Source organism: Trinickia caryophylli (genome assembly GCF_034424545.1).
Lineage (GTDB): Bacteria > Pseudomonadota > Gammaproteobacteria > Burkholderiales > Burkholderiaceae > Trinickia > Trinickia caryophylli.
This window is the reverse complement of sequence record NZ_CP139970.1, coordinates 1,639,161-1,651,740: the sequence shown is the minus strand read 5'-3', so window position 1 is coordinate 1,651,740 and position 12,580 is coordinate 1,639,161. Positions and strand designations below refer to the sequence as shown.

Below are 12,580 nucleotides of genomic sequence, written 5' to 3'. Positions count from 1 at the left end.
TGCCGGCCCTTGAGCTTTTTGAGGAAACTTTAGACATGATGGTTCTGTATTCCGGCACTACTTGCCCGTTTTCCCAGCGTTGCCGGCTGGTTCTGTTCGAAAAGGGGATGGACTTCGAGATCCGCGACGTCGACCTCTTCAACAAGCCGGAAGACATCGCGGTGATGAACCCGTACGGTCAAGTGCCGATTCTGGTCGAGCGCGACCTGATCCTGTACGAATCGAACATCATCAACGAGTACATCGACGAGCGTTTCCCGCACCCGCAGCTGATGCCGGCCGACCCGGTGCAGCGTGCCCGCGCGCGCCTGTTCCTGCTGAACTTCGAGAAGGAACTGTTCGTGCACGTGAGCACGCTCGAGAACGAGAAGGGCAAGGCGGCCGAGAAGAACCACGAGAAGGCGCGCCTCGCGATTCGCGACCGGCTGACGCAGCTCGCGCCGATCTTCGTGAAGAACAAGTACATGCTCGGCGAAGAGTTCTCGATGCTCGATGTGGCGATTGCTCCGTTGCTGTGGCGCCTGGACCACTATGGCATCGAGCTCTCGAAGAACGCCGCGCCGCTCATGAAGTACGCCGAGCGCATTTTCAGCCGGCCGGCTTATATCGAAGCACTGACGCCGTCTGAAAAAGTCATGCGTCGTTGAGGGCGCTTTGGGGCGCGGTGTGGCCTGCTTCGGCGGGCGGCACTGCTTCCAAGTGAGGACAATCGATGCAAGAAATTCCGACGAAGCCGTATCTGCTGCGCGCGCTTTACGAGTGGTGCACGGATAACGGCTATACCCCGCATATCGCGGTGCGCGTGGACAACCAGACGCGGGTGCCGCGCCAGTTCGTGCACAACGACGAGATCGTGCTGAACATCAGCTTCGAGGCCACGAGCCAGCTGCAGATGGGCAACGAGTGGATCGAGTTCAGCGCGCGTTTTTCGGGCAAGGCGCACAAGATCGAGGTGCAGGTGGCGAACGTGCTCGCGATTTACGCGCGCGAGAACGGGCAGGGCATGGCGTTTCCGGTGGAGCCGGCGGTTACCGCGGCGGGTGCACCGGGGCCCGTCGCCGCGGACTCTGCTCTGGGCGACGCGGATACCGAAGGCGACGCCGCGCCGGCCGAGGCCGCCTCTTCGCCGTCACCCGATGCGCCCGCGCCTTCCCCCGGTGACGACGGTTCGAAAGGCGGCGGCAAAGGTCACCTCAAGATCGTGAAATGAAGTAGAATCTCGGGCTCAACGCCGGCTTAGCTCATCTGGTAGAGCAGTTGATTTGTAATCATCAGGTGGCGGGTTCGAGTCCTGCAGCCGGCACCAGTAGAATCAAGGGGTTACGTGAGATTCACGTAACCCCTTGTGCTTTTGCGGCGTCAAAAAGTACAGTTTCGGTACACCGGTGGGTGCAGACGGGTCGTTCGTCATGCCCGCCGCAGGCGATCGAACTGGAAAAATAACCTGTGACGACGAGCACTTCCGAAAGCGCGCCGCTTCCGCGGCCGAGCCTTGGCTCACGCATGTGGGCATACCTTACCGAACACGTATTCGAGGGCGTTGCGCTAGTTTTCTCGGTGACGGCCGCACTCAGTTACGCAGTCGGTCGTTCTCACCTGGATGGCTGGGCCGAGATGGCCGGCGTGCCCGGCATGATGTTTCGGCCGGACCTATACGACACCATTCTCGCGGGTGTTCAGCTCCAGAGCGTGTGGCGCACAGCGGCGTTCGTCGTTGTGCTTTCTACCTTGTACCTTTGGGCAAACGTCGTGGTCCCGGAGTGGTGGGCTGGGCGACGGTCGAAGGTAAAGCGCCGCGGCCGGTGGCAAGACAGATGCGCCGAGTTAGCGTTGCGCCTCCGATTGACATATGCACTGCGCGCTGCGGGCAAACGGGTTCCACGCGAGCAGCGCGCGGCAGTTATCGAACGCATCAAACGGAAACTCATTGGACGCCGTCGCTTGCGTCGTACGGCGCGCAAAACGAGCTCTGCGGGGACAGCCAAGCGGCTGCGTCCTATCACGCTAACGCTGATACTCACGGTCTCGGTCACGCTCTTCGCAACGGGCATCTACCTCTTGTTGCAACTCGTGCTGCTTAGCCCGGCGAAGGCGGATGGCGCGCGAGCTTTCGTCAAGACGTATGCGGCCGTTACCGGGCACATTCCCTACCAGTACATTCCGGCGAAGGTTGCTAGCACAACGCTACAAACGTGGGCGTGCGAAGGTCGCTCAATGCTGTCGCAATATCGCTCGGTGACGCTAGCCGATCCCGACGCTCCGGGATCGAGAAGGGAACCGTTCTATCTCTTGCAGGGCTTTGGTAGCACTTTCGTATTGCTCGGCGAGAAAGGGTCCGTGATCCGATCATTCGGCGATGCGCCATTCAGCTTGCCTGAGTCGCCATCGCGCCCGTTGTCCGATTTGGCCAAAGCCTGCAAATAGGATCGATATGGCGACGATCGTCAAGACTCCGTCTGGGACTTGGAAGGCCGTCATTCGCAAAATCGGCTGGCCTACCACCTCGAAGACTTTCCGCACGAAGCGCGATGCGGACGACTGGGCGCGTCGCACGGAGGACGAGATGGTGCGAGGCGTCTATCTGTCGCGTGCGCCATCCGAGAAATTGACGGTCTCGGCGGGATTGAAGCGTTACATGGACGAGGTGTCGGCTACCAAGAAGCCGACCACTCAACGCAGCGAGCGCTTTACCTCGCAACACTTAACCGCATTCTTCGGGAAATATTCGATGGCGGCCGTTAGTGCCGAACTCGTCGCCAAGTACCGCGATGAACGATTGGCGGCCGGCAAATCAAACAATACCGTGCGCATCGAGCTGGCGATGCTCGGCCATCTATTCCGGGTTGCGATTCAGGAGTGGGGGATCGGCTTGACGTTCAATCCAGTTGCGAACGTCCGGAAACCAAGCCCCGGCGCGGGACGTGACCGGCGCTTGACGCCGGAGGAACAGCAACGGCTTTTCGCGGCCGCTGATGCTCATAGCAATCCGATGCTCGGATGGATCGTGCGGCTGGCCGTCGAAACGGGCATGCGGTCATCGGAGATCACGAGCCTATGCCGATCGCAAGTCGATCTGAACCGCCGCGTGGTTGCTCTCAAGGACACGAAGAACGGCTCCGCGCGGTTGGTGCCGTTGACCCGCGCGGCGGTCGAAATACTGCGTTCAGCCTTGGACAATCCTATAAGGCCGCTCGACACCGATCTCGTCTTTTTCGGGGAGCCAGGGCGGGACGGGAAGCGCAAGCCCTACGTATTTCAGAAGCTTTGGGCCAGCATGGTAAAGGATCTGGGTTTGGCCGATCTGCATTTCCATGATCTGCGCCATGAAGCCGTGAGCCGGCTTGTTGAGGCCGGCTTGAGCAGGATAGACTGGCGTCGGCAAGGTGCAGCACCTTCGGTGCGGCACGGTTCGCATTGCTAGTAAAACGGCGGCAGCCTTTGGAGGCTAGTGACGACTGAGCAAACCTTTCTGTAAAAATGGGTGTGGGATGGACAAGAAATTGTTGGAGGAGACGCTAGCGACGGTTCATGGGCTGCTTCAAGCGGAGGGCATGAATGAAGCCGCCAGTTTGGTGCGCGAGCACCCAGCACGCGCGGAACAGACAGGTTATGACAATTGGAACGGCGGCACGGAAATCTGGGAGGTTCAGTTTGAGGTACCGACGCAAGAGTTCGCACGCTTGGGGGCCAGGCGAGGCCAGCTAGAAGAGCAAATCACAGCACGGCTTAAGACAATTCTCGAACACGACACGCAGGACTGGTATTCCGCCCGCATTGTCCCGGCGAAGGTGACGCGACAGGATTGGCGAGCGGGAGACTTAGGCTTGCCGCGCCAGATCCGCATCAACATCTTCGATGCCATGCGACTGGAAGATGTGGTTTGGTGCGGCAAGCTGGATGACGTTGAGTTCTTGAGCAGGTTGTTTGATCTGCAGCGGTTGCCGTCCACCGATAGTCGCTTCAAGGATGCCGCCGGCGACATTTGGCAGCATTGCATTAACAACAATGACTGGGATCGCGACTGGGTTTTCTCCGACGATCGATTCAATCTTGTTGACGGACCTGTCGAGGGCTTCTTACGCTTTTTATGTGAAGTGGTACACCCTGTCGTGCGACCCGATCGCGAGGAGGCCATTAAGCTGGTTTCGCATTTCAACGATCAGTTGCGTCAAGGCGGATGGGAGCTGTACGAAGAGGAACGTATCGCTGGGCGCCCTCGCTTTGCGTATCGTCAAGTCAGTCATAGCGGCTTCCGGTCCGTGTCCCGTGCTCGAACTGTCGCCGATGCGTTAGACGCCGGTTGGATGGCAAAGGAAATCGAGCGTTTGGAAAACGCTGTTGACCGTGACCCAGCACTAGCGATCGGGACTGCCAAGGAGCTGATTGAAACTTGCTGCAAGACCATTTTGACGAAGCGCGGCGTGGCGTTCACAAGGTCTGAGGACTTGGGCGACCTCACAAAAATGGTTGCCAAGGAATTGCAACTTGTGCCCGAGGGGATCAACGACGAAACGAAGGGCGCGGACAATATTCGCCTTATTCTTCGCAATCTCACGCAGTTGACCAATAACCTGGCGCAGTTACGTGGACTGTATGGAACTGGTCACGGTCGCGACGGCCAATACCGAGGACTACAGCCACGCCATGCTAGGTTGGCGGTTGCATCCGCAGTGGCTTTTATTGACTTTGTCGCTGAGACGTACCGCCATCGAGAGACGGCGAAGGGGCGAAGCTAGTTCCTCGAGTAGGGGCCGCCGCGTCGCCCGCAATTGGGTCGCGAAAGGCAAACCCTGTCGTGTGTGAGTGAATCGTGTTCTAAACTCAAGACGCCCAACGTGAAAGGAGATTTTTATGGCGTCGGCAGAGCGGACTACGATAACGCTGTACCCACTATGGATGGTCTGGGGCGGTAGGGCAGTGCTCTACTTGGCCCTACTGATGTTGCCGGCGTCGGCTGCAACGTGGGTCGGCCAGCAGGCGCCGTCCGCCACGCAGCCTGCCGCCGCCGTTGCCGCGAACGTTGTGCTTCTACCATTGCTGTATGCCGCTCTGTACATGCTTCTTCGCAAGAGGGGCGCTCGTTCGCAGAAATTTGTCTACCTGGTCATCGCCTTTTTTGGGTTCTTCGCGTTTATGCAGGCGCGGGGCGCGATGCAAACCGGACAGACTGACCGATGGGTCGGCGCGATGTTGGGAACGCTGTATGTGATCGGTTTCTCGTATCTTGCCTATCGTGGTTTACGGGCAACCAAGCGTGAACGGCTTGCCGCTTACGACGCTGAGCGCGAAGAACAGATCAACATCCAGGCCGAAGCGATTTTGAGGGCAAAGCAGGTGCAGGGTGCGAGACGGAATGATGAACGATAGAGCCCACGATGACGCGATGGCTGCGGTCTTCCGCGAAGACCCGGCATATGCGATCGATTTGCTGAACAGCATACTTGAAGACGGAGCCCAAGGTGAGCTACAAATCGCGCTTCGTCAGATGACAAGGGCCTTTGACGATGCACCGGCGTTGTCGTCGGAGTCCGGCGCGAGGCCGCGCCGGGATGGCTTGCAGTGACGCCATTGGCGCGTGCTGGTTGGTTCGCTGATTCAGGCGAGGGCGCTGGCGTTTGCTCCATGTGTTACAATGCACTTGTTGGGTAACACATGGAGCAAACGCCATGAGCGAGGCAACCTTTACGTTCCGGGTCGATGAGGCCCTGAAAAGCGAGTTCTCCACGGCCGCGAAGGCCCACGACCGCACGGGCGCGCAACTCCTACGAGACTTCATGCGCGACTACGTGAAGCAGCAACAGGAAGCGGCAGAATACGACGCATGGCTGCGCGCCAAGGTCGAGCGCTCAAGGGCCTCGGCCAACGCCGGTAATCTGGTGCCGGCCGCAGAGGTCGAAGCCAAATTCGCAGCGCGTCGAGCTGAGACGCGTCGCCGGCTTGAAGCGTCGAAGTGATGGAGTTGTTCTGGACGCCAGAGGCGATACAAGATCGCGACGATATTTACGATTACATTGAGGCTGACAACCCGGTTGCCGCGCTGGACCTCGATGAGCTGTTCGAGGAAAAAGCCGCGCTGCTGGTCGATCATCCGAGCCTAGGCCGGGTTGGCCGCGTAGCCGGCACGCGCGAGCTGGTCGCGCACCAGAGCTACTTACTGATCTATGACGTGGCCGGCGACTTGGTGCGAGTGTTGAACGTGGTCCATACGTCTCGCCAATGGCCGCCCGTCCGAGAGTAGTGACTTTGACGGCGTTCCCGGTACGCTAGCGGTACACAGCTAGATTTTTTCAGCTTCCGCTCATTTACGCTAAGTTACTGGATATAAAATACTTTCTGTTGTGCTACGTTACGGTTACTTTCCCTTAAGTATCAGTAACTTATTGATTTAATTGAAAATTTGTAATCATCAGGTGGCGGGTTCGAGTCCTGCAGCCGGCACCATATCTGACAAGGGGTTACGCGAAGTTTGCGTAGCCCCTTGACGTTTCCAATGTTTGCAAGCAATGCTGAACGATCGTCACGCGTGAGTCGCGTGTTCCAGCACTTCGCGGGCGGCGCGCCCCAACACTTCTTCTGACCACTGATTGGTGCTTTCCCCGGACACCGCGGCGGCGATTCCGACTTGTGCGTGAACATCTGGATCGATGCGCAACATCAGCTTTCCTGACGCGGTTTTTGAGGCTTGCGTCCAGCCTGTTCGCAGTCGCTCAGATAGTGATCCACGGCCGCGTGGAAATCATCGGTCAACTCAGTGACCGTCTCCCCGTGAAAGCTGATCCTATCGTCCACGCCGAGTACGTGGCCAACAAAAATGTTGTCTCGCCCGTCGAAATCGATGCGAGCGAAATACCCCTTGTAGTTCATGGCATTGGTCATGGCTTGATCCCCATCTCGATAAACCAGTCGCGCAAACCTTCCACCTGATCAGCGAATTGCATTTCGCACTCAGCCTCCTCCGCTGGCGTAAGAAAGACGCCCGCCTGTTGTTGCAGATCGGCGAGCGGCGCGCTGCCCTCATACTCGAATGGTTGCGCATCCCCGAGAGGCGTGGTCGGGGCGTCCGTCAATGCATCCGGTGTCTTCCCGATAACGCTCTCGATGTACGCGATCAAATCATCGGCGCTCACGTCGGCGTAGGGCTGCATCCAAGAATAAGACTTCGGAGCTCCGCACACGACGTAAGCGTCTAACGAACGCCGTATTGACACTGCCGTGTCGATATAGGCGGCGTCTGCGCACAGCTGAGCCACGACGACACGCTATGCTTCCAAACGATCCAAGAAGGCCATTACAGCATCGCGTGATCGAAGAACCCGCTTATCTGCCCCGTAGTCGTCAAACAGTCTCTGGTGGCCAATGTATGAACTCGGTCCCTGGCGGCTTCGATACGTCGAAGCCCAATCCAACAATGCTGCGAATGAAGCCGCGTTTCCTTCACGGCGGATACCGCGCCGGCGAATGTTCTCAATGCATTCCGCTTCGTCGAGACACAGCCAGATCAGTGCCGTAGAGTCGGTACGGACCTCACTGACGAGCGAGCCGTAAATTCCTTCAATCACCCAGCGCTCAGCTTTCGCGGCATCTCGCAGCAGCTGTACGGCCTCGTTGCGCTCGCGAGCAACGTTGTACCCGCCTGGAAGCCAATGAATCGAATCCAAATCTATACAGGGTGATCCCATGTGATTTGCAATTCGTTCGGCAAGCCAGCTCTTTCCCGAACCCGAATTCCCCACTATCAGCGTTCTAAGCAAATTCATACGGAGGCCCCAAGAAGAGACGTGCCGGTCGGACGCCCGGCCCGACCGGCACATCGCGAAATTTTTTGCACAAATGGGCATCCCGATTGTAGTGGCTCAAGCAGGATTTGCGACTGCCTTCAGATGTCTGTGCCGTGAACCCACGAGCTTACCGACGCCGCTTACCTGTTCGCTTGCCCCTGCACGTGTCGGCGACACAGTGGCGCCAAGATCAAGCGGGACGCGATAAGCACCGTGAGGCAGGCAGCCGCAAGCGCGATTAAGACAAAAAAGATCAGAAGAAGCGTTTCCCCGTTCTCCGCGCCCTCCCAGCCAAAGAGGCTCATTAGCCAGACATATGCCCTCTGCCCCAATTCGCCGTCTATAACACGGTCGGCGATGTGAGCAAGTGGTGGCCACCGATAGATAAGTAACGTGTAGAGGTGCGTCAGGACCAGGACGGCAACAACACGCAAGACGATTTTCATTTCACCACCACCGTCCCATAGTACTTGGTGAAAGTACCAGGAATGTACATCGTCGACTGCGACTTGAGGTATTGCCTCAATTGCTGGAACTGCGGCGGCGATACGAGGGTAATGCACCCCTCGCTTCGCCCATGGCTTCCGACAGGGTGCAAACGAAGGCTCGTCCGCTTAACGCCGTCCACAACGGTCCAATCGTCGTTGGGATGCTGGGCCGGCCGCAGGGCGAACCATTCATTGTGCTTCGAGTGGCTGTACATGTCCATGATCGGATCCCAAAGCCAGCCCATACGGCCACCGCTCTGGCGGTCGATGATGTAGTAGATGCCCCTCGGAATGGGACCAAGGTCTTTCAGTGCAACGTCAGATACTTTGTTTTCGTGGCCCTTGTCTCCCGAAAATGCGGCAAATGCCCCGCCGTCGCACGTGATCATGCTGATCTGTCTGTGTTTAGCGCGTAAGTGCACTTTGCGACCATAAAAGCCCTCGGATTGTTGTTTGACTACCCTCTCTCGAAGGATACAACAGACAATTGTGTCGCCGACCTAGAACAGCCCACCTGTTTCCGTGCCGGGCTCCCAGTTCGTAATCACCAGCTCACGGTTCGTCGACGCACCGCTACCCGACGTGTTGTTGACGCTGTATTTGATCGAGAGGCCGAGCATTGGGAAACTGTCGAATGCGCGCCGAATGTCCGGGTGGTCGTTGATGCTGACCATCACCTTGCCCTTGCAGGCGCGCATCGCAGCCGCCATCCGCTCATACTCCTCGAACGGAAACGGCACGCCGTATCCCTCGGTCTGCCAGTACGGCGGATCGCAATAGAAGAAGCGATGCGGCCGGTCATACCGGTTTATGCACTCGTGCCACGGCAGATTTTCGACTTGGCACCGGCAAGCCGCAAATGCGCGGCTGACAGCACCTCTTCGATGCGCACGAGGTTGATCGACGGTGCAGTCGTCGCCGTATCGAACGTCTGCCCGTCGACCTTGCCGCCGAACGCGTGCTGTTGCAGGTAGTAGAAGCGCGCGGCGCGCTGAATATCGGTGAGCGTCTCGGGGCGGCTCTGCTGATGCCACTTGAAGACCTGCCGGCTCGAAATTGCCGACTTGAACTGGGGCACGAACTCTTCGACGTGGTGCTGCATCACACGGTATAGATTCACCAGCTCGCCGTTGATATCGTTAAGCACTTCGACCGGCGCCGTTCTCCAAGATTGAAATGGCCCGAAGAAATCCAGGCAGGTCACACCGACCGAAATGAACGCTTGTCTCCAAATCTCCAACAAAAATTCGCCCCTGCGGTGTACGGGACGCATGTTTCCTTGGTGGTGTGTCACGGAAAGGCGAAGGGAAATTCCGCGAAGCAGCCATCGCGCAATTTTTTCGATAGCTCTTCAGCGTGCCCCGGCTCACCCTCTTCGTGCGTGGCGAGATCCAAGTAATAATTCACGCCATCGTGTTTCGCGTAGATGATCCAATCGCCAGTTAGCCCCCTTTGGGCTCGTTCCTCGAATCCGCCGACTACGAGGCGGTGCACGAGGTAGGCTTGCCACAGTTCGGGATCTTCGCCGTATGTCTCAGCGACTTCGCGCAGCATCCGATCTAGATCTCTGTTCCCGCCATCGGCGAGATTCCAGCGGATTCCGATATTTCGGACAAGGTGCCGGGCCGAGCTGAAGTGCTTATGCCAAAAGGGTTGAAGGTGAGATCCCTTGAATGGCGATTCACGCTTTGTTTTGGATGTCGGGCGGATGCCTTCGAGATAGTCGATTTCGTGCAACACGGCGAACGGGTCGAAGTACCGATCGCGCTTATCCAGAAGCCGGACTGCGAGGGCGATACTGATGCGCGGCGCGTATGGCCGTCCGCGCACTGCCGTCGTCTTGATCTTGGCGATCTTGTCCGGAGTCAAACTGACCATCGTTCTTGATTTTTCCACTGTCGGCGTGTCCATGACGTTGGTGCCTGTAGCATACACATATGCTCCGTGAGGTCGCTCTAGCAGGTCTCTCGGTGTATGGGGGTACGTTTGGGGGTGTATTGGATCTTTGTTTGCGGGGATTCCTATTGGAATCAGTCCATTAAGACGTCAATACCATTCCTGCGGCCAATACGATCGAGGGGTTACACGAGTTTTCATGTAACCCCTTGTGCTTTCTGCGCGCTTAAAAGTACAGTTCGGGTGCACCGGCGAGTGCGGTGGTGCGCCGTCTCTTGTTGCCGCTCGCTCGTTGGAGCGTCGAATGAGGTCAATTCATGACACCGACTGGCTACACTCGAAGCGCCGTCTCAACCGTCCCAGATGGGGCGGAAGCGCCTAGTCTCCAGCAATCGAATCTATCGCGCCCAAAATCGGCGGCACGGGGTGAGCACTGCTGCGGTGAGTCTGGTAGGTCGCGGGACACTTGCGCCTTTGCATGAGCGACTCGACGAAGCGAAACCGGTGAAAGGGATTGTTGGGATACAGAACGTCCCAGCCGCCCCAGCCGTGCCGGGCTATCTGATGATAGTTGCCGGCGCCAGTTAAGAGGGAGAACGCGTGGGAACATTGCTCGCCGCCGCGCGACTTGGCGATCCAGTCGCGCATACCGCGTCCAAAGGGTGGATGATCGCCGGGTTGATTGCCGGCGCAGTGATTGGAGCCGCCGCCGTCATCGTGACCGGGGGCGCGGCGTTGACCGTCATAGCGGCCGTTGCGGCTGGAGCGGCTGCCGGCGGCGGCCTCGGTGAAATCCTGGGCACGATGTCGTGGGCGCCGCGGCATGTCACGGGAAGTCTGATAAGGGGCTCGCCCAACGTATTTGTCAACAGCCGAGCGGCGATGCGCGCAAACCTGAGCCAGGGCGTGTGCAGCGATCACTCCGGTCCGCCGCAAATCGTCGCCCAAGGCTCCTCCACGGTCTTTATCAATTCGCAGCCGGCGAGCCGCAAAGAGGATCGGCTCAAGTGCGGCGCGCTGATCAACGATGGGTCGCCCAACGTTTTTATCGGCGGCGCGACTGTCGGCGAGGCGGACTCCGAGGTCCCCGCCTGGGTCAACTGGACCCTGACCGCGGTCGGCGTTGCTGCTGCCGCGGTGCTTGCGGGGCCTGTGTTAGCTGTCCTGGGGGCGGCAGGCGGCTTCGTCGGTGGCGAGGCGGGTGCGTGGATCGGCGGCAAAGTCTTCGGAGAAGGCTCCGACGGGCAAAAGTGGTCGATGCTTGGCGGAAGCCTGCTCGGAGGGTACGCCGGAGCGAAAGGTGCAGGGCTTGCTGCAGGCGCAAAAAGTGCCACGTCGGTTGCTGGCGAGGCGGCGCAGATCGAAGCCGCGCAAGCTGCCGCCGGTTCGACGGAGCAGCCCACCATTTCGCTCTATGGATTCCGCGGGGCCGGCTCCACGCAAGATCTGTTGGCGGCGGACGCTCCACATCCTTACGTCGTAACGGGCCACGTTGGATACTCTTTCGACGGTGGGCAGCAAATCTTCGGGTTCGGTCCCAAGGTGCCGGAGGGTATGCCCGCTTACGATGCCGTTCAATCCCTTCGTCACGGCGAGAGCTATCCCGGCATCATTACTGACGATACGGGTGTCTTCGCGTCGGTTGCGAAGAATCCCGCGATAGGCCGCGATGGCGTGCCCCAAACGGTGATCGAGCAGAAGATTCCTCTTTCGCAAGCCGATTTCGACGCGATCAAGGCCGCTCACGAGGCGATCGGGGTCGATAATCCCATGGACAACGTGTTCTATGGCTTCCCCGGCAAAAATGCCAACACCTATAACTGCGCGACTTTCCCGAGCAGTCTTGGCATACCGATTCCCGAAGCGTCCGGCAACATGCGACTCTACTTTCCCGAGCTCGAGAAAGTGGGACAACCCTGGGTACCGAAATGAGCGGCACGAAGCATTTCCTGTCGGACAAGGTATCGAATTGCGATCCGGTAATGGTCGAAATCTTGGGGGCGCCGCGTCCCCAATGCTTCAGAGCGCGAGTCACGCGAATATATGCCGCGCGCAAAGGGGTCGATGCCGCATCGCTTGGATCGGAGATCGAGTTCGTCGGCAGTCCCGCGCACTGGGGGCAGTCGCCGCTGGCAGTGGGCAATACGGCGCTCGTTTTTTTGAAGTCCGTGTCTGGCAAACTGTATGAGGAAGCGTGGCACGGTCACCTGTTCGTGGAGCCCATCGACGGTACGACGTACGCGATCTTCCAGCAGCGCGAGTTATGGTCGAGCACGGATGTGCCGGCTTCGCTGCGCGATTGCGCGCGTCAAGACCCCAAGCGGCCCAACGCTTCCGCGGTACGCCTGGACGCAGTCGAGGCCTACCTGCAAGCGCTCATAGCGCAAACGGACCGTGGCGCGGCATAAATATCGATGT

The 12,580-nt window shown here is 58.7% G+C and carries 16 protein-coding genes, 1 tRNA gene and 2 pseudogenes; 12 read left to right on the top strand and 7 right to left on the bottom strand.

Going from position 1 to position 12,580, the window contains the following annotated elements:
* Positions 1–35: 35 nt before the first annotated feature.
* The 10 genes from U0034_RS07515 to U0034_RS07470 all read left to right on the top strand — a co-directional run bounded on the left by U0034_RS07515 (position 36) and on the right by U0034_RS07470 (position 6,238).
* Positions 36–647, top strand: a complete 612-nt coding sequence (locus U0034_RS07515; RefSeq protein ID WP_012734444.1) for a glutathione S-transferase N-terminal domain-containing protein — start codon at positions 36–38, stop codon at positions 645–647.
* A gap of 65 nt (positions 648–712) precedes the next feature.
* Positions 713–1,210 (top strand): ClpXP protease specificity-enhancing factor, encoded by a 498-nt coding sequence (locus U0034_RS07510; protein ID WP_085228225.1) that lies wholly within the window; start codon positions 713–715, stop codon positions 1,208–1,210.
* Between the two features lie 20 nt (positions 1,211–1,230).
* Positions 1,231–1,306, top strand: a tRNA-Thr gene (locus U0034_RS07505).
* 197 nt (positions 1,307–1,503) lie between these two features.
* Positions 1,504–2,424 (top strand): hypothetical protein, encoded by a 921-nt coding sequence (locus tag U0034_RS07500; RefSeq protein ID WP_085228224.1) that lies wholly within the window; start codon positions 1,504–1,506, stop codon positions 2,422–2,424.
* Between the two features lie 7 nt (positions 2,425–2,431).
* Positions 2,432–3,421 (top strand): tyrosine-type recombinase/integrase, encoded by a 990-nt coding sequence (locus U0034_RS07495; RefSeq protein WP_085228223.1) that lies wholly within the window; start codon positions 2,432–2,434, stop codon positions 3,419–3,421.
* Positions 3,422–3,488: 67 nt separating this feature from the next.
* Positions 3,489–4,736 carry an abortive infection family protein gene (locus U0034_RS07490; protein WP_085228222.1) on the top strand — a complete coding sequence of 416 codons (1,248 nt, stop codon included), beginning with the start codon at positions 3,489–3,491 and terminating at the stop codon, positions 4,734–4,736.
* Between the two features lie 115 nt (positions 4,737–4,851).
* Positions 4,852–5,367: a hypothetical protein gene (locus U0034_RS07485; protein WP_102623072.1), complete on the top strand. Its 516-nt coding sequence runs from the start codon at positions 4,852–4,854 to the stop codon at positions 5,365–5,367.
* A complete protein-coding gene (locus tag U0034_RS07480; protein ID WP_233212025.1) occupies positions 5,354–5,563 on the top strand; it encodes a hypothetical protein in 210 nt (69 codons plus the stop codon). The genes U0034_RS07485 and U0034_RS07480 overlap by 14 nt, the downstream gene beginning before the upstream one ends.
* Positions 5,564–5,666: 103 nt before the next feature.
* Positions 5,667–5,954 carry a CopG family ribbon-helix-helix protein gene (locus U0034_RS07475; RefSeq protein WP_085228220.1) on the top strand — a complete coding sequence of 96 codons (288 nt, stop codon included), beginning with the start codon at positions 5,667–5,669 and terminating at the stop codon, positions 5,952–5,954.
* The gene (locus U0034_RS07470) at positions 5,954–6,238 is read left to right on the top strand and encodes a type II toxin-antitoxin system RelE/ParE family toxin (RefSeq protein ID WP_085228219.1); all 285 of its coding nucleotides are present in this window, start codon (positions 5,954–5,956) and stop codon (positions 6,236–6,238) included. Before U0034_RS07475 ends, U0034_RS07470 begins: the two co-directional genes overlap by 1 nt.
* A gap of 279 nt (positions 6,239–6,517) precedes the next feature.
* Here U0034_RS07470 and U0034_RS07465 read toward each other — a convergent pair.
* The 7 genes and pseudogenes from U0034_RS07465 to U0034_RS07435 form a co-directional block, all read right to left on the bottom strand.
* Positions 6,518–6,876 (bottom strand): annotated as a pseudogene (locus U0034_RS07465) (type II toxin-antitoxin system HicB family antitoxin).
* Positions 6,873–7,145, bottom strand: coding sequence for a hypothetical protein (locus U0034_RS07460; RefSeq protein WP_162801006.1), 273 nt, complete (start codon positions 7,143–7,145; stop codon positions 6,873–6,875). Before U0034_RS07460 ends, U0034_RS07465 begins: the two are co-directional and overlap by 4 nt.
* Positions 7,146–7,259: 114 nt before the next feature.
* The gene (locus U0034_RS07455) at positions 7,260–7,757 is read right to left on the bottom strand and encodes a P-loop NTPase family protein (RefSeq protein ID WP_233212024.1); all 498 of its coding nucleotides are present in this window, start codon (positions 7,755–7,757) and stop codon (positions 7,260–7,262) included.
* Positions 7,758–8,220: 463 nt separating this feature from the next.
* Complete coding sequence (locus U0034_RS07450; protein ID WP_233212023.1) at positions 8,221–8,655, bottom strand: DUF2778 domain-containing protein; 435 nt, start codon at positions 8,653–8,655, stop codon at positions 8,221–8,223.
* A gap of 111 nt (positions 8,656–8,766) precedes the next feature.
* Positions 8,767–9,425 (bottom strand): annotated as a pseudogene (locus tag U0034_RS07445) (DNA adenine methylase); the annotation flags it as partial.
* A gap of 131 nt (positions 9,426–9,556) precedes the next feature.
* Complete coding sequence (locus tag U0034_RS07440) at positions 9,557–10,177, bottom strand: hypothetical protein (protein ID WP_139831165.1); 621 nt, start codon at positions 10,175–10,177, stop codon at positions 9,557–9,559.
* Between the two features lie 363 nt (positions 10,178–10,540).
* Positions 10,541–10,810 (bottom strand): hypothetical protein, encoded by a 270-nt coding sequence (locus tag U0034_RS07435; protein ID WP_085228212.1) that lies wholly within the window; start codon positions 10,808–10,810, stop codon positions 10,541–10,543.
* Between the two features lie 18 nt (positions 10,811–10,828).
* On the opposite strand from U0034_RS07435, the gene U0034_RS07430 reads away from it, so the two are divergent.
* Positions 10,829–12,094, top strand: a complete 1,266-nt coding sequence (locus U0034_RS07430) for a PAAR domain-containing protein (protein ID WP_085228211.1) — start codon at positions 10,829–10,831, stop codon at positions 12,092–12,094.
* Complete coding sequence (locus U0034_RS07425) at positions 12,091–12,570, top strand: hypothetical protein (protein WP_085228210.1); 480 nt, start codon at positions 12,091–12,093, stop codon at positions 12,568–12,570. Before U0034_RS07430 ends, U0034_RS07425 begins: the two co-directional genes overlap by 4 nt.
* The last annotated feature ends 10 nt before the right edge of the window (positions 12,571–12,580 follow it).